The 16,018-nt window shown below is 57.0% G+C and carries 14 protein-coding genes; 10 read left to right on the top strand and 4 right to left on the bottom strand.

Annotated elements, in window-relative coordinates; all coding sequences use genetic code 11:
• The first annotated feature begins 191 nt into the window (after window positions 1–191).
• The 5 genes from U9O48_RS20975 to pckA all read left to right on the top strand — a co-directional run bounded on the left by U9O48_RS20975 (window position 192) and on the right by pckA (window position 6,326).
• Window positions 192–2,330 (top strand): intracellular growth attenuator family protein, encoded by a 2,139-nt coding sequence (locus tag U9O48_RS20975; protein ID WP_285146154.1) that lies wholly within the window; start codon window positions 192–194, stop codon window positions 2,328–2,330.
• Window positions 2,331–2,392: 62 nt separating this feature from the next.
• A complete protein-coding gene (gene yrfG / locus U9O48_RS20980) occupies window positions 2,393–3,076 on the top strand; it encodes a GMP/IMP nucleotidase (protein WP_324723138.1) in 684 nt (227 codons plus the stop codon).
• On the top strand, window positions 3,073–3,474 hold the full coding sequence (hslR, locus tag U9O48_RS20985; RefSeq protein ID WP_324723139.1) for a ribosome-associated heat shock protein Hsp15: 402 nt from the start codon (window positions 3,073–3,075) through the stop codon (window positions 3,472–3,474). The genes yrfG and hslR overlap by 4 nt, the downstream gene beginning before the upstream one ends.
• Before the next feature lie 23 nt (window positions 3,475–3,497).
• The gene (hslO, locus tag U9O48_RS20990; protein WP_324723140.1) at window positions 3,498–4,376 is read left to right on the top strand and encodes an Hsp33 family molecular chaperone HslO; all 879 of its coding nucleotides are present in this window, start codon (window positions 3,498–3,500) and stop codon (window positions 4,374–4,376) included.
• A 330-nt stretch (window positions 4,377–4,706) separates the two neighbouring features.
• Entirely contained in the window at window positions 4,707–6,326 is a 1,620-nt protein-coding gene (pckA, locus tag U9O48_RS20995; protein ID WP_324723141.1) for a phosphoenolpyruvate carboxykinase (ATP), read from the top strand.
• A 133-nt stretch (window positions 6,327–6,459) separates the two neighbouring features.
• On the opposite strand, the gene envZ is transcribed toward pckA, so the two are convergent.
• Both envZ and ompR read right to left on the bottom strand, forming a co-directional pair.
• On the bottom strand, window positions 6,460–7,806 hold the full coding sequence (gene envZ / locus U9O48_RS21000) for a two-component system sensor histidine kinase EnvZ (protein WP_282493527.1): 1,347 nt from the start codon (window positions 7,804–7,806) through the stop codon (window positions 6,460–6,462).
• Window positions 7,803–8,522 carry a two-component system response regulator OmpR gene (ompR, locus tag U9O48_RS21005; RefSeq protein ID WP_001157751.1) on the bottom strand — a complete coding sequence of 240 codons (720 nt, stop codon included), beginning with the start codon at window positions 8,520–8,522 and terminating at the stop codon, window positions 7,803–7,805. The genes envZ and ompR overlap by 4 nt, the downstream gene beginning before the upstream one ends.
• Before the next feature lie 232 nt (window positions 8,523–8,754).
• Between ompR and greB the strand changes: the two genes are divergently transcribed.
• The 5 genes from greB (at window position 8,755) to feoC (ending at window position 14,807) form a co-directional block, all read left to right on the top strand.
• Window positions 8,755–9,228 carry a transcription elongation factor GreB gene (gene greB, locus U9O48_RS21010; RefSeq protein WP_282493528.1) on the top strand — a complete coding sequence of 158 codons (474 nt, stop codon included), beginning with the start codon at window positions 8,755–8,757 and terminating at the stop codon, window positions 9,226–9,228.
• Window positions 9,229–9,315: 87 nt separating this feature from the next.
• Entirely contained in the window at window positions 9,316–11,643 is a 2,328-nt protein-coding gene (locus U9O48_RS21015) for a Tex family protein (protein ID WP_285146187.1), read from the top strand.
• Between the two features lie 338 nt (window positions 11,644–11,981).
• Window positions 11,982–12,209 (top strand): ferrous iron transporter A, encoded by a 228-nt coding sequence (gene feoA, locus U9O48_RS21020; RefSeq protein WP_282493529.1) that lies wholly within the window; start codon window positions 11,982–11,984, stop codon window positions 12,207–12,209.
• Between the two features lie 30 nt (window positions 12,210–12,239).
• Window positions 12,240–14,558, top strand: coding sequence for a Fe(2+) transporter permease subunit FeoB (feoB, locus tag U9O48_RS21025; RefSeq protein WP_282493530.1), 2,319 nt, complete (start codon window positions 12,240–12,242; stop codon window positions 14,556–14,558).
• 12 nt (window positions 14,559–14,570) lie between these two features.
• On the top strand, window positions 14,571–14,807 hold the full coding sequence (gene feoC / locus U9O48_RS21030; RefSeq protein WP_285148690.1) for a [Fe-S]-dependent transcriptional repressor FeoC: 237 nt from the start codon (window positions 14,571–14,573) through the stop codon (window positions 14,805–14,807).
• Window positions 14,808–14,850: 43 nt separating this feature from the next.
• Here feoC and U9O48_RS21035 read toward each other — a convergent pair whose 3' ends face one another.
• Both U9O48_RS21035 and bioH read right to left on the bottom strand, forming a co-directional pair.
• A complete protein-coding gene (locus tag U9O48_RS21035) occupies window positions 14,851–15,120 on the bottom strand; it encodes a YdgH/BhsA/McbA-like domain containing protein (RefSeq protein ID WP_285146149.1) in 270 nt (89 codons plus the stop codon).
• Window positions 15,121–15,231: 111 nt separating this feature from the next.
• The gene (bioH, locus tag U9O48_RS21040; protein WP_324723142.1) at window positions 15,232–16,005 is read right to left on the bottom strand and encodes a pimeloyl-ACP methyl ester esterase BioH; all 774 of its coding nucleotides are present in this window, start codon (window positions 16,003–16,005) and stop codon (window positions 15,232–15,234) included.
• Between the last annotated feature and the right edge of the window lie 13 nt (window positions 16,006–16,018).

A 16,018-nucleotide genomic window follows, 5' to 3' on the forward strand; every position in this document is an offset into this window, starting at 1 on the left:
AAGAGCTTGAAATAACTCCAGGAATTTGCTGATATCCCGCCTTCGTTGCCTTTGCTATTATCTCCGGTCACTGGGATGCGCTTCAAAACGCTCAAGTTCGACTCCATACTTGCCGATAGCCAACCACAGAGACTCATTCACGGTAAAAGGTGCAACTGACAACACCTGAAGATAAGTAAGATGGGGAAAGCATGAGCACCATTTTGATAATTTTCGCTGCTATGCTGGCCTGCGTATTGATCGCAGGGTGGTTATACAGGCGTCGGGCGCAACAGCGATATCGACTGCCTTTTTTAAACGCCTTTGCCGGTGCGACCACGCGCAAACTCGCGCCTGAAGAACGCAATGCGATCGAAAATTACCTCGAGACGTTGAACCGTGTCCAGCAGACGCCTGGCCCGACCGGCGCGACCGCCGCCCCTGTTTTCCTGAAGCTCAACGCCCAAAGCGATACCGTGCTGTGCGTCACGCGCTCGATTACCCGCTATGGCATTACCACCGACGATCCCAACAAGTGGCGCTACTATCTCGACTCGGTCGAGGTGCATCTCCCGCCGTTCTGGGAACAATACATTAATGACGAAAATAGCGTTGAGCTGATCCATACGGATTCCATCCCGCTGGTCATCACCCTGAATGGTCATACCCTGAGCGAATATGTTCAGGAAGCGCCGCGCTTTGCGCTGGAACGCACCAGTTCCACACAGGCGTCGATCCGCGGTGAAGAGACCGAGCAGATTGAGCTGCTTAACATTCGCCAGGAGACGCACGAAGAGTATGCCCTGAGCCGCCCGGACGGGATCCGCGAAGCGGTGCTGATCGTCGCCGCCTTCCTGCTCTTTTTCTTCTGCCTGATGACGCCAGACGTCTTTGCCCCGTGGCTCGCTGGCGGTGCCGTTCTGCTGCTGGCCGCTGGCCTGTGGGGATTGTTCGCCAAACCGGCCAAAACCACGCTGCGTGAAATCCACTGCCTGCGCGGCACGCCAAAGCGCTGGGGTCTGTTCGGTGAGAACGATCAGGAGCATATCAACAACATCTCCCTCGGGATTATCGATCTCATCTATCCGCGCCACTGGCAGCCGTGGATTGCCCAGGATTTAGGGCAAAAAACCGATATTGATATCTATCTCGACCGCCACGTGGTGCGGCAGGGGCGTTTCCTGTCCCTGCACGATGAAGTCAAAAACTTCCCGCTCCAGCACTGGTTGCGCAGTACCGTCATCGCCGGTGGCGCTGCCCTGGTGCTGGCGATGCTGATTCTGCTGGTGCCGCTCGATATGCCGATCAAATTCACCCTGTCGTGGATCAAAGGCGCGCAAACCGTTGAAGCCACCAGCGTTAACCAGCTGGAAGAGGCCGGCGTGCGCGTGGGCGATACCCTGAAGCTGAAAGGTACGGGCATGTGTAACATCCATGCGCCGGGCACCTGGAACACGCGTCAGAACTCGCCGTTTACGCCGTTTGATTGCTCGCAAATCATCTGGAACGACGCCCCGCCTCTGCCGCTGCCGGAGTCCGATACGGTCAGTAAAGCCACGGCCCTGACCCAGGCGCTGAACCGCCAGCTGCACCCCAAACCGGAAGACAACGCCCGCGTGAGCCAGTCTCTGCGCGCGGCGATTCAGAAATCGGGCATGGTGCTGCTGGATGATTTTGGCGACATCGTGATGAAAACCCAGGATTTGTGTTCCGCCGAAGATGAGTGTGTGCGGCTCAAAAATGCGCTGGTGAATCTCGGGAACAGCAAAGACTGGGAGGCGCTGGTGAAACGCGCCGACGCGGGTCGACTCGACGGGGTGAACGTCCTGCTGCGCCCGGTCAGCGCCGAGTCGCTGGAGAACCTGGTCGCCACCTCAACTGCGCCTTTCGTGCAGCGTGAAACCACTCGCGCGGCCCAGGCGTTAAACAGCCCGGCTCCCGGCGGGTTTGTGATTGTCAGCGACGAGGGCAGCGATCTGGTCGATCAGCCTTATCCGCCGGTGGCGCTGTATGATTACCCGGCCCAGGAGCAATGGGGCGAGTTCCAGCGTCTGGCGCAAATGCTGATGCAGACGCCGTTCAGCGCCGAAGGGATTGTGACGGGGATCTTTACGGATGCCAACGGCACCCGCCACGTCGACCTGCACCGTATGCCGGACAGCGCCGGACTGTGGCGTTACATCGGCACCACCCTGCTGATGCTGGCGATGCTGGTGTGCATTGTCTGGAACGGTATCGCCGCCCTGCGCCGCTATCAGCGCTCGCGTACGCGTCTGGCCGACATCCAGCAGTACTACGACAACTGCCTCAATCCTAAACTCATCTCCGCACCGGAGAGCCTGATCGGATAATACCGCTGCGCGACAGTTATGCTACCCTGTCGCGCACGTTTTCTGGCTGGAGAGTTCCCCTCATGCATCTTGATATCGCCTGGCAGGACGTTGATACCGTCCTGCTGGATATGGACGGCACGCTGCTCGATCTCGCGTTTGATAATCACTTCTGGCAAAAGCTGGTGCCTGAGACCTATGGCGCGCAGCAGGGCATCACTCCGGCAGAAGCGCAGGATTATATTCGCCAGCAGTATCACGCCGTGCAGCATACGCTAAACTGGTACTGCCTGGATTACTGGAGCGACAAGCTCGGCCTGGATATTTGCGCCATGACCACCGCGCAAGGGCCGAATGCGGTGCTGCGTGAAGATACGGTGCCTTTTCTCAATGCCCTGAAAGCGAGCGGCAAGCGCCGTATTCTGCTGACTAACGCGCATCCGCATAATCTGGCCGTGAAGCTCGAACATACCGGGCTCGCGTCGCACCTTGATTTATTACTTTCCACCCACACATTTGGTTATCCGAAAGAGGATCAGCGATTGTGGCAGGCGGTGGCAGAAGAGACCGGTTTGCAGCCTGAAAGAACCCTGTTCATTGATGACAGTGAACCGATTCTGGATTCGGCGGCAACCTTCGGTATTCGCTATTGCCTGGGCGTGACGAATCCTGATTCCGGCCTGGCGGATAAAAGCTATCTGCGGCATCCGGCGCTGAACGACTATCGCCGAATGATCCCCTCACTCAACGTGAAGGAGACGCCATGAAAGACAAGCCCTCCGATGGGGTAAGACTGGATAAATGGCTGTGGGCCGCCCGTTTTTATAAAACGCGCGCCCTGGCCCGCGAAATGGTCGATGGCGGTAAGGTGCATTACAACGGGCAGCGCAGCAAGCCCAGTAAACTTGTCGAACTCAATGCCACGCTGACCCTGCGTCAGGGTAACGATGAGCGCACGGTGATTATCAAAGCCGTTACCGAACAACGTCGCCCGGCTGCCGAAGCGGTCCTGATGTATGAAGAGACGACCGAGAGCGTTGAAAAGCGCGAGAAAGTGGCGCTGGCACGCAAGATGAATGCTCTGACCATGCCGCATCCGGACAGGCGACCGGATAAAAAAGAACGTCGCGACCTGATGAAATTTAAACACGGCGAACATGATTAATCGCCGTTCGAAGAGAGAAAATTATGTCCCAACACGACCAATTACATCGCTATCTGTTTGAGCAATTTGCCGTTCGCGGCGAGCTGGTGACGGTATCCGAAACCTGGAAACAGATCCTCGAAAACCACAGCTATCCTCAGCCGGTGAAAAATATTCTCGGCGAACTGCTGGTCGCAACCAGCCTGCTGACGGCGACGCTGAAGTTCGCAGGTGACATCACCGTGCAGCTGCAGGGCGATGGCCCGATGACCCTGGCGGTGATCAACGGCAACAACCAGCAGCAGATGCGCGGTGTGGCGCGCGTGCAGGGTGAGGTGCCGGAAGGTGCCGATCTGAAAACCCTGGTCGGCAACGGTTTCCTGGTGATCACCATTACCCCGGAAGAGGGCGAGCGCTATCAGGGCGTGGTGGGTCTGGAGGGCGATACGCTGGCCGCCTGCCTGGAAGATTACTTCCTGCGCTCCGAACAGCTGCCAACCCGCCTGTTTATCCGCACCGGCGAAGTGGACGACCAGCTGGCGGCGGGCGGTATGCTGCTGCAGGTTCTGCCTGCGCAGAATGCCCAGGGCAATGACTTCGAGCACCTGGCGACGCTGACCGAAACCATCAAAGCGGAAGAGCTGTTCACGCTGCCGGCGAACGAAGTGCTGTGGCGTCTGTATCACGAAGAAGAGGTCACGCTGTACGATCCGCAGGACGTCGAGTTCAAATGCACTTGTTCCCGTGAACGCTGTGCGGGCGCGCTGCGCACCCTGCCGGATGAAGAGATCGACAGCATCATGGCTGAAGATGGCGAAATCGATATGAACTGTGATTACTGTGGTTCTCACTACGTGTTCAATTCGATGGATATCGCCGAGATCCGCAACAACGCCTCCCCGGCGGATCCGCAGGTTCATTAATGCCCCTCCCCTCACTTCCGGTGAGGGGAAATTTCCCCGTTTAGCTGAATCGTTTTTCGTAATGTAACCCTTACGTAACTTTCTTACATGTATGCGATTACATTCACATTCTTCCGGTTAAATGCTCCAGGATTTAACCTTTTGAGAACATTTCCCCCCACAAAAAAGCGAATCCTGCGATAATCCGCCCTGCTTCGTGACAGGAGTCACAGCGTTTTCCGTCAGGAAGGGTTTTGTCCAGATACGTAAATCTATGAGCCCCGTCGCGGTTAACATCCTAAGAAAAACCCTACAATTTCAGGCAGTACATATTGGCTAAGGAGCAGTGACATGCGCGTTAAAGATTTAACCCCGCAAGATCTCAAGGCTTATGGTATCAACGACGTCCAGGAAATCGTCTACAACCCCGATTACGCTACGCTGTATCAGGAAGAGCTCAATCCAGCACTGGAAGGATACGAGCGAGGTGTGTTGACGAACACTGGTGCTATCGCCGTGGACACCGGGATTTTCACCGGCCGTTCGCCGAAAGATAAGTATATCGTCCGTGACGACACCACCCGCGACACGCTGTGGTGGGCAGATAAGGGCAAAGGGAAGAACGACAACAAACCGCTCTCCCAGGAGACCTGGCAGCATCTGAAAGGACTCGTCACGCATCAACTCTCCGGCAAGCGTCTGTTCATTATTGATGCCTTCTGTGGCGCCAATGCCGACACCCGTCTCTCCGTTCGTTTTGTGACCGAAGTCGCCTGGCAGGCGCATTTCGTGAAGAACATGTTTATTCGCCCGACCGATGAAGAGTTACAGGATTTCGAGCCTGATTTCATCGTGATGAACGGCGCGAAATGCACCAACCCGCAGTGGAAAGAGCAGGGCCTGAACTCAGAAAACTTCATCGCCTTCAACCTGACCGAGCGCATCCAGCTGATTGGCGGCACCTGGTACGGCGGCGAAATGAAGAAAGGAATGTTCTCGGTGATGAACTACCTGCTGCCGCTGCAGGGCATCGCCTCCATGCACTGCTCCGCCAACGTCGGTGAAGAGGGTGACGTGGCGGTGTTCTTTGGCCTCTCCGGCACCGGCAAAACCACCCTGTCCACCGATCCTAAGCGCCGTCTGATTGGCGACGATGAACACGGCTGGGACGATGACGGCGTGTTTAACTTTGAAGGTGGCTGCTACGCCAAAACGATCCGTCTGTCGGCAGAAGCGGAACCGGACATTTACGGCGCCATCCGTCGCGATGCGCTGCTGGAAAACGTCACCGTGCTCGCCGATGGCACCGTCGATTTTGACGATGCGTCGAAAACCGAAAACACCCGCGTGTCTTATCCGATCTATCACATCGATAACATCGTGAAACCGGTGTCGAAAGCGGGCCACGCGTCGAAAGTGATCTTCCTGACCGCCGATGCCTTTGGCGTGCTGCCTCCGGTCTCTCGCCTGACGGCCAGCCAGACGCAGTATCACTTCCTGTCGGGCTTTACCGCCAAACTGGCCGGTACCGAGCGCGGCGTGACCGAGCCAACCCCAACCTTCTCCGCCTGCTTCGGCGCGGCATTCCTGTCGCTGCACCCGACGCAGTACGCCGAAGTGCTGGTGAAACGCATGCAGGCCGCTGGCGCGCAGGCGTATCTGGTGAACACGGGCTGGAACGGAACGGGCAAACGCATCTCCATCAAAGATACGCGCGCGATTATCGACGCGATCATCGATGGTTCGCTGGACGATGCGGAAACCTTCACCCTGCCGATGTTCGATCTGGCGATCCCAACGGCGCTGCCAGGCGTGGATACCCATATCCTCGACCCGCGCAACACCTACGGTTCACCGGAGCAGTGGCAAGAGAAGGCCGAAACGCTGGCGAAGCTGTTTATTGAAAACTTTGAGAAGTATACCGATACGCCAGCGGGTGCGGCGTTGGTGAGTGCGGGACCAAGGTTGTAAGCACAATGTCGGGTGGCGCTTCGCTTACCCGACCTACGGGATGCTTTGTTCCCTACAAAAACGGCAACCGAGGGTTGCCGTTTTGCACTGACTTTGTAGGCCGGGTAAGGCGTAGCCGCCACCCGGCTTGTTTTTAACTCTCTTTCACCTGCCCACGCGTCACCGGAACCGGCAGCCACGCGCGAATACACAACCCGCCCCGCTCGCTGGTTCCGATCTCCAGCAGACCGTTATGGTTATCAACAATACGCTGCACAATCGCCAGCCCTAAACCGGTGCCGCTGGTGCTGCGAGCGCTGTCGCCGCGCACGAACGGCTGGAACAGATGCTTACGCTGCTCAGGCTTGATCCCCGGGCCGTCATCTTCTACCTGGAACCAGGCGCGATTGAGTTCGGAGCCGCTGCTGACCTTAATCCAGCCGTTGCCGTAGCGCGCAGCGTTGACCACCATATTGGCGACCGCGCGTTTGATAGAGAGCGGATGCATGCGGACTTGAATCTCACCCGCCTGCAGCGCCGTATCAATTTCACGTTCGTAGCCGCTTTCCGCTGCCACCACTTCGCCCAGCACGCCGTTCAGATCCGCCATCTCCATTGGCATCTCCTGACCGGTGCGCAGGTAGTCAATGAACTGCTCGATGATGGCGTTACACTCTTCGATGTCTTTGTTGATAGACTCCGCGAGATACCCGTCCTCTTCGCCCATCATCTCTGTCGCCAGACGAATACGCGTCAGCGGTGTACGCAGGTCGTGGCTCACGCCCGCCATCAGCAGCGTACGGTCGTCGGCCAGCTGCTTCACGCCCGCCGCCATATGGTTGAACGCCCGCGTCACCGAACGCACCTCGGACGCGCCATATTCGCGAAGTGGAGGCGGAATAATACCTTTCCCCACCTGTAGGGCCGCATGCTCAAGATCGACTAAGGGTCGGTTTTGTATTCGGATAAACAGCCACGCGCCGCCGATCGCCATCAGCATGATCGCCAGGGTGTAGCGGAATAACGGCGAGAAGTCGCCCTGATGGATTTCCGTCAGCGGAACGCGCACCCAGATGTTGGGTGACAGCCAGGTTTTCAGCCAGACGACCGGCGAGCTTTTGTTGACCTCAACGCGCACTTCCGTTGGGCCGCCGAGCTGCTGCGCCATCTGCTGGCTTAAGAATTCGTAGTGTTGCGCCCAGCGCAGACCGGCATCTTCCGCCGCCTCGTTGGAGTAGAGGGAAATGCCCAGCTCGCGGTAAATCTCACGCCGAAACGCAGGAGGCACCACCAGCTGCGTGCCGTCCTCCAGCTGCAGTTTGTCGGTCATCAGCATACGGACTTCGTAGGCTAAGACTTTATTGAACTGCTGGAGGCTTGGCAGAATCGCAAAGTTCAGCACCACCAGATACGTCGTCACCAGGCTGACGAACAGCAAGGTGACGATCAGTAACAGAGTGCGGGCAAACGAGCTGCGCGGTGAAAAGCGCATTCGCCTCATGCTTTAGAACCGTCCGGCACGAAGACGTAGCCCAGACCCCAGACGGTCTGAATATAGCGAGGATGCGCAGGATCTTCTTCGACCATGCGGCGCAAACGGGAGATCTGGACGTCGATGGAACGCTCCATGGCGGAGTATTCGCGACCACGCGCCAGGTTCATCAGCTTATCGCGCGACAGCGGCTCACGCGGGTGGCTCACCAGCGCTTTCAGAACCGCAAATTCACCGCTGGTCAGCGGCATCGGCTCATCTTCACGGAACATTTCGCGCGTACCCAGGTTCAGCTTGAACTTACCGAAAGCGATAACAGCCTCTTCCTGAGAGGGTGCGCCCGGCAGTTCATTGGCCTGACGGCGAAGGACTGCGCGAATACGCGCCAGCAGTTCACGAGGGTTGAATGGTTTTGGAATGTAGTCGTCGGCGCCAATTTCCAGGCCCACGATACGGTCAACTTCTTCCCCTTTCGCCGTCACCATAATGATCGGCATCGGGTTACTTTGACTGCGCAGACGGCGGCAGATGGAAAGACCGTCTTCGCCAGGAAGCATTAAATCGAGCACCATGAGGTGGAACGATTCACGGGTAAGCAGGCGATCCATTTGCTCGGCGTTCGCCACGCTTCGAACCTGGAAGCCCTGCTCGGTCAGATAACGCTCCAGCAGCGCACGCAGGCGCATGTCGTCATCCACGACCAGAATTTTATAGTTCTCTTGCATTGTATGTACTCCCAAAGGCCCGGATAGTATTTCAGTACGTATTCTAAAAAAGTACGCGTCTGCGACCAGCTAAATCTGGTATAAATTCTAGTCGAAATTGTTACAAAGCATATTTAACAGGAGCTTATCTGCACATTTCATCACATAACTCATTATTAATCCTGTCTGTTAAGCTATGTGGTACGTAATGTGCCTAATGCCAGTCATTGAGTAGAGTCTTAAAGGTCACACCATGAAAACGCCGCTGATCACCCGCGAAGGGTACGAAAAACTCAAAAAAGAGATGGATTACCTCTGGCGCGAAGAACGTCCGGAAGTGACCAAAAAAGTCACCTGGGCGGCCAGCCTCGGCGACCGCAGCGAAAACGCTGACTATCAGTATAATAAAAAACGCCTGCGTGAGATTGACAGGCGCGTCCGTTATCTCACTAAATGCCTTGAAAACCTACGAATCGTTGATTATTCCCCGCAGCAGGAAGGCAAAGTGTTCTTCGGCGCGTGGGTGGAAATCGAGAACGACGACGGCAATACCCGACGTTTTCGCATCGTCGGCTACGATGAAATTTTCGGTCGTAAGGATTACATCTCCATCGACTCGCCGATGGCCCGCGCGCTGCTGAAAAAGGAAGTCGGCGATTTAGCCATCGTCCAGACGCCCGCCGGAGAAGCCAGCTGGTACGTCAACGAAATTGAGTACGTTAAATAGTCCGAGAGCACCCTCCACGGCTGGCATTTTCGCGTGTCAGCCCGTATAACTATCCCCCTGTTTTTCGACAAACCAGATGACAAAGCCATGATGAAAGATTCGCTCTGCCGCATTATTGCGGGTGAACTTCAGGCCAGAGCCGAACAGGTAGAAGCTGCCGTTCGCCTGCTTGATGAAGGGAACACCGTGCCGTTTATTGCACGTTATCGTAAGGAAGTCACCGGCGGTCTGGATGACACGCAGCTGCGCAACCTGGAGACCCGTCTGGGCTACCTGCGCGAGCTGGAAGACCGTCGTCAGGCCATTCTCAAATCCATCGGCGAGCAGGGCAAACTGACCGATGCGCTGGCAGGTGCCATCAACGGTACGATGAGCAAAACCGAGCTCGAAGACCTCTATCTGCCATATAAACCGAAGCGCCGCACCCGCGGGCAGATTGCGATTGAAGCAGGCCTTGAGCCGCTGGCCGATCTGCTGTGGACCACGCCGTCGCACGATCCGGAAACGGAAGCCGCGAAATTTATCGACGCGGACAAAGGCATCGCCGACACCAAAGCGGCCCTCGACGGCGCGCGCTATATCCTGATGGAGCGTTTCGCCGAAGACGCCGCGCTGCTCTCCAAAGTGCGTGATTATCTGTGGAAAAATGCCCACATCGTCTCGACCGTGGTGAGCGGAAAAGAAGAGGAAGGCGCGAAATTCCGCGACTACTTCGACCATCACGAACCGATCTCCACCGCCCCGTCGCACCGCGCGCTGGCGATGTTCCGCGGCCGCAACGAAGGCGTGCTGCAGCTCTCCCTCAATGCCGACCCGCAGTTCGACGAGCCGCCGAAAGAGAGTTACTGCGAGCAGATTATTACCGACCATCTCGGTCTGCGCCTGAACAACGCCCCGGCAGACAGCTGGCGCAAAGGCGTGGTGAGCTGGACCTGGCGCATCAAGGTGCTGATGCACCTCGAAACTGAACTGATGGGCACCGTGCGCGAACGCGCGGAAGACGAAGCGATCAACGTTTTCGCCCGTAACCTGCACGATCTGCTGATGGCCGCCCCGGCGGGACTGCGCGCCACCATGGGTCTCGATCCGGGCCTGCGTACCGGCGTGAAAGTGGCCGTGGTCGACGGCACCGGCAAACTGGTCGCTACCGACACCATCTATCCACACACCGGCCAGGCCGCGAAAGCCGCGGTGGTGGTCGCCGCGTTGTGTGAAAAATACAACGTCGAGCTGGTGGCGATCGGTAACGGTACCGCATCGCGCGAAACCGAACGCTTCTTCCTCGACGTACAAGAGCAGTTCCCGAAAGTCACCGCTCAGAAAGTGATCGTCAGCGAAGCCGGTGCGTCGGTCTATTCCGCGTCCGAACTGGCGGCGCTGGAGTTCCCGGATCTCGACGTTTCCCTGCGCGGTGCGGTCTCTATCGCCCGTCGTCTGCAGGATCCGCTGGCAGAGCTGGTGAAAATCGATCCGAAATCCATCGGTGTGGGCCAGTACCAGCACGACGTCAGCCAGACTCAGCTGGCGCGCCGTCTGGATGCGGTGGTGGAAGACTGCGTAAACGCCGTCGGCGTGGACCTGAATACCGCTTCCGTTGCGCTTTTAACCCGCGTGGCGGGCTTAACCCGCATGATGGCGCAGAACATCGTCGCCTGGCGTGATGAGAACGGTCAGTTCCAGAACCGCCAGCAGCTGCTGAAAGTAAGCCGTCTGGGGCCGAAAGCCTTCGAACAGTGCGCAGGCTTCCTGCGTATCAACCACGGCGATAACCCGCTGGACGCCTCAACCGTCCACCCGGAAGCTTATCCGGTGGTGGAGCGCATTCTGGCCGCCACGCAGCAGGCGCTGAAAGATCTGATGGGCAACAGCACCAACCTACGCGACCTGCGCGCCGTTGACTTCACCGACGATAAATTCGGCGTACCGACCGTCACCGACATCATCAAAGAGCTGGAAAAACCAGGCCGCGACCCGCGCCCTGAGTTTAAAACCGCGAAATTCGCCGAAGGCGTGGAGACGATGAAGGATCTGCAGCCGGGCATGGTGCTGGAAGGCGCGGTCACTAACGTCACTAACTTTGGTGCCTTTGTCGACATCGGCGTGCATCAGGATGGTCTGGTGCATATCTCGTCGCTGGCCGATAAATTCGTGGAAGACCCGCACACGGTGGTCAAAGCGGGCGATATCGTGAAGGTGAAAGTGCTGGAAGTGGATATGCAGCGTAAGCGCATCGCCCTGACCATGCGCCTTGACGAACAGCCGGGCGAAACCAATGCTCGCCGCAGTAACAGCGGTGGTGCACGCGATCAGTCCCGTCCGGCAGCCAAAGCCGCGAAACCCCGCCCTCAGGCCCAGCCTGCCGGTAACAGCGCGATGATGGATGCGCTGGCCGCCGCAATGGGCAAGAAACGCTAATGTCCCGCGCGTTTGCCCGGCCAATTCATAGGCCGGGCAAACGCAGTGCCGCCCGGCAGCCAGACCGCACCCTTCAAAATAAATAAGAACGTACTCACTCATTTAATATGAATCAGGGAACCGATTTCATATCCATATTTAAACCATCGTTTATCACTTAGTTAACAAATTAATTTTTCAAACCTCATTCACCATCTCAATAAATATTGAGCAAGGTCAAACAGTCCTCGAATTAATGTCCATATGAACATCCCGTCACATTTTAAATATTGCTGATAGAAACCATTCTCATTATCATGAATCTGTCGATTATTTAACCTTCGGTCAAAGTGGTCTCTATGCAATTCACACCAGACAGTGCCTGGAAAATTACCGGTTTTGCCCGCGAAATTAGCCCGGCGTATCGTCAGAAGCTGCTGTCACTAGGCATGCTGCCAGGCTCCTCGTTTCAGGTTGTGCGCATCGCGCCGCTGGGCGATCCCATCCATATCGAAACCCGTCGCGTCAATCTGGTATTGCGTAAGAAAGACCTCGCGTTATTAGAAGTCGAAGCTTTAGTCCGATAAACCGCCAGCTGTTAGACCGAGTCTAAAACAATGAAAAAATTAACCATTGGCTTAATTGGTAATCCTAATTCAGGCAAGACAACCTTATTTAATCAGTTAACGGGCGCACGTCAGCGCGTCGGTAACTGGGCCGGTGTGACCGTTGAACGCAAAGAAGGTCAATTCTCCACGACCGACCATCAGGTCACCCTTGTAGATCTTCCCGGCACTTATTCGCTCACAACGATTTCGTCGCAGACCTCTCTCGATGAACAGATTGCCTGTCACTATATTCTGAGCGGCGACGCGGATTTACTGATTAACGTCGTCGACGCTTCCAATCTCGAGCGTAACCTGTACCTGACGCTGCAACTGCTGGAGCTGGGCATTCCGTGCATTGTGGCGCTGAACATGCTCGATATCGCCGAGAAGCAAAAAATCCGCATCGACATCGATGCGCTTTCCGCACGCCTTGGCTGCCCGGTGATCCCGCTGGTCTCCACCCGCGCGCGGGGCATTGATGCGCTGAAACTGGCCGTCGATCGCCATACGGGCAATACGGATCTCGAACTGGTGCATTATCCGCAGCCGTTGGTGCGCGAGGCCGGAATTCTGGCGCAGGAGATGGCCCACGCCATGCCACAGAAACAGCGCAACTGGCTCGGGCTGCAAATGCTGGAAGGCGATATCTACAGCCGCAGCTACGCGGGCGATGCGGCGCAGAAGCTGGATATGTCGCTGGCGCGCCTGAGCGAAGAGCTGGACGATCCGGCGCTGCACATCGCCGACGCGCGTTATCAAAGTATCGCCGCCATCTGTGAAGTGGTCAGTAACACCCTGACCGCTGAGCCGAGCCGTTTCACCGCCGCCGTTGATAAAATTATTCTCAACCGTTTCCTCGGCTTGCCGATCTTCCTGTTGGTGATGTACCTGATGTTCCTCCTCGCCATCAACATCGGTGGCGCGCTGCAGCCGCTGTTTGATGTCGGCTCGGTGGCGATCTTCATTCACGGTCTGCAATGGCTGGGCTACACCCTGCACTTCCCGGAATGGCTGACGATTTTCCTCGCCCAGGGGCTGGGTGGCGGTATCAACACCGTCCTGCCGCTGGTACCGCAGATCGGCATGATGTATCTGTTCCTCTCCTTCCTTGAGGATTCCGGCTATATGGCCCGCGCGGCCTTCGTGATGGACCGCCTGATGCAGGCCCTCGGTCTGCCGGGTAAATCCTTCGTGCCACTGATTGTCGGCTTTGGCTGTAACGTCCCATCGGTTATGGGCGCGCGAACACTCGATGCGCCGCGCGAACGTCTGATGACCATCATGATGGCGCCGTTTATGTCCTGCGGCGCGCGTCTGGCGATCTTCGCGGTCTTCGCAGCGGCGTTCTTCGGCCAGGAGGGCGCGCTGGCGGTCTTCTCCCTGTACCTGCTGGGTATCGTGATGGCGATTTTGACCGGCCTGATGCTCAAACACACCATCATGCGCGGCGAAGCGTCGCCGTTTGTGATGGAGCTGCCGGTCTACCACGTTCCGCACATCAAAAGCCTGCTGATCCAGACCTGGCAGCGCCTGAAAGGCTTCGTTCTGCGCGCCGGTAAGGTGATTGTGATTGTCAGCATTTTCCTGAGCGCTCTGAACAGCTTTACCCTCAGCGGCCAGGCGGCGGATAACATCAACGACTCGGCGCTGGCCTCCGTCAGCCGCGTCATCACCCCGCTGTTCAAGCCGATTGGCGTTCACGAAGATAACTGGCAGGCGACCGTCGGACTGTTCACCGGCGCGATGGCGAAAGAGGTGGTGGTCGGTACGCTGAATACGCTCTATACGGCGGAAAATATTCAGGAAGAGGAGTTTAATCCGGCGGAATTCCACCTCGGTGACGAACTGCTGAGCGCGGTGGATGACACCTGGCAGAGCCTGAAAGACACCATCAGCCTGAGCGTACTGGCCAACCCCATTGAAGCCAGCAAAGGCGATGGGGAAATGGCGACCGGTGCGATGGGCGTGATGAGCCAGAAATTTGGCAGCGCGTCTGCAGCCTATAGCTACCTGATCTTCGTCCTGCTCTACATTCCGTGCATTTCCGTGATGGGGGCGATTGCCCGCGAGTCCAGCCGCGGCTGGATGGGCTTCTCGGTCCTGTGGGGGCTGAACATCGCTTACTCACTGGCGACGGTGTTCTATCAGGCGACCAACTTCAGCGCTCACCCACGCTACAGCCTGGTGTGCATTCTGGCGGTGGTGTTGTTTAACGTTGTACTCATCGGCCTGTTGCGCCGGGCGCGTAGCCGCGTGGACGTTAATCTGCTGGCGACCAATAAAACCGCGGCAAGCTGCTGCAACAGCCCGGCTGGCGACTGCCACTAAGAGGTGAATGCGATGGCATCGATGATTCAGCTTCGTGATTTACTGGCACTGCAGGGACGAATGGAGGCCCGGCAGCTGAGCCAGTCCCTGCACACGCCGCAGCCGATGATCGATGCCATGCTCGAAAGAATGGAAGCCATGGGCAAAGCCGTGCGGATTCAGGAAGAAGCGGAGGGCTGTTTGTCAGGGAGCTGCAAAAGATGCCCGGAAGGGAAAGCGTGTCTGCGGGAGTGGTGGGCACTGCGCTGAGGGATGAGTACCGGGTGAACACAGCATCACCCGGTATTGCTCATTACTTGTATACGTCTGCAGTAGCGTGAACGTTTTTCTCGCCTTTGTTCGCGCTGGTCACTACAAAGTATGTTCCGCCTAACTCATCCGCTTTTTTCGACAATTCTTTGCGCGCATCCATTGGCGCCGTTGTATTTGAAGTGGTGATCTCACCCAGTTTCGTCAGATTCATCTCTTTAACTTTGTCTTTTTCCAGCTCTTTCGCTGCAAACACGCCAAATGACAGAGACCCAATAACCAGTGATGTAACAATTCCTGTAACAAGTTTCATAACCATTACTCTCCATAGGTTTGTTGTTTTGATTATCGTAGGCTCAACCGCCGCAACGACACTTGAAGTATTGTTGCGGCATGAAACTTTTGCCAGTGGATTAGAAAATAATCAGTTTAAACGTTGACTTAACGCAGTCAGCGCCGCGCAAAAGGCCGCCGGATGCGACACTAAAGGCGCGTGCGCGGCCTTCGCAATGACCAGCGATTCGCTCTGCGGCCACAGTTCATCCAGCATCGGCACCACTTTGCGCGGCACCAGCCCATCGAGATACCCGTAGATACGCAGATGCGGCACGGCAAGCGCAGCGAGGGGTTCGCGCAGGTCGATGGTTTTCAGGATCTCCAGCCCGCCGTTGAGCACCTCGACGTCAGGCATCGGAAGCGCCAGCACCGCACTTTTGAGCATCCGCGCATCCTGGCGTGCCGTTTCAGTGCCCATCGTTTGCAGCGCCAGAAAACGCTCGACCGTGCGTTTAAAATCTTCACTCAGCTGTTGCTGGAACCCGGCTAACACTTCCGGCTTGATGCCTGGCCACTCATCCCGCGCCGCAAAGCATGGGGATGACGCCACCGTCACCAGCGCCTGAACGCGCTCCGGGTGCGTGAGGGCAATCTGACTGGCCACCAGCCCGCCGAGACTCCAGCCGAGCCAAATCGCTTTTTGCGGCGCGCGTTCCAGAACCGCCTGCGCCATCTCGTCGAGCGGCATCGCGCCAAAGCCGTGGCTGCGGCCAAATCCAGGCAGATCAACCAGATGCAGCCTAAATTGCGAGGCCAGTTCCTCCTGAATGCAATGCCAGACTTCGGCGTTCAGCCCCCATCCGTGCAGCAGCACAAGATCAACATTTCCCGTGCCCGTGGTCTGCCACCAAAGATTGTTCATCGGTTAGGATTCT

Origin of the sequence: Lelliottia sp. JS-SCA-14 (assembly GCF_035593345.1) — a bacterium.
Taxonomy (GTDB): domain Bacteria; phylum Pseudomonadota; class Gammaproteobacteria; order Enterobacterales; family Enterobacteriaceae; genus Enterobacter; species Enterobacter wanjuensis.

What these genes read in the sequence shown, in the direction of transcription:
- U9O48_RS20975 (WP_285146154.1), top strand. Translation starts at nt 192, where the DNA reads ATGAGCACCATTTTGATAATTTTCGCTGCTATGCTGGCCTGCGTATTG.
- yrfG (WP_324723138.1), top strand. Translation starts at nt 2,393, where the DNA reads ATGCATCTTGATATCGCCTGGCAGGACGTTGATACCGTCCTGCTGGAT.
- hslR (WP_324723139.1), top strand. Translation starts at nt 3,073, where the DNA reads ATGAAAGACAAGCCCTCCGATGGGGTAAGACTGGATAAATGGCTGTGG.
- hslO (WP_324723140.1), top strand. Translation starts at nt 3,498, where the DNA reads ATGTCCCAACACGACCAATTACATCGCTATCTGTTTGAGCAATTTGCC.
- pckA (WP_324723141.1), top strand. Translation starts at nt 4,707, where the DNA reads ATGCGCGTTAAAGATTTAACCCCGCAAGATCTCAAGGCTTATGGTATC.
- envZ (WP_282493527.1), bottom strand. Translation starts at nt 7,806, where the DNA reads ATGAGGCGAATGCGCTTTTCACCGCGCAGCTCGTTTGCCCGCACTCTG.
- ompR (WP_001157751.1), bottom strand. Translation starts at nt 8,522, where the DNA reads ATGCAAGAGAACTATAAAATTCTGGTCGTGGATGACGACATGCGCCTG.
- greB (WP_282493528.1), top strand. Translation starts at nt 8,755, where the DNA reads ATGAAAACGCCGCTGATCACCCGCGAAGGGTACGAAAAACTCAAAAAA.
- U9O48_RS21015 (WP_285146187.1), top strand. Translation starts at nt 9,316, where the DNA reads ATGATGAAAGATTCGCTCTGCCGCATTATTGCGGGTGAACTTCAGGCC.
- feoA (WP_282493529.1), top strand. Translation starts at nt 11,982, where the DNA reads ATGCAATTCACACCAGACAGTGCCTGGAAAATTACCGGTTTTGCCCGC.
- feoB (WP_282493530.1), top strand. Translation starts at nt 12,240, where the DNA reads ATGAAAAAATTAACCATTGGCTTAATTGGTAATCCTAATTCAGGCAAG.
- feoC (WP_285148690.1), top strand. Translation starts at nt 14,571, where the DNA reads ATGGCATCGATGATTCAGCTTCGTGATTTACTGGCACTGCAGGGACGA.
- U9O48_RS21035 (WP_285146149.1), bottom strand. Translation starts at nt 15,120, where the DNA reads ATGAAACTTGTTACAGGAATTGTTACATCACTGGTTATTGGGTCTCTG.
- bioH (WP_324723142.1), bottom strand. Translation starts at nt 16,005, where the DNA reads ATGAACAATCTTTGGTGGCAGACCACGGGCACGGGAAATGTTGATCTT.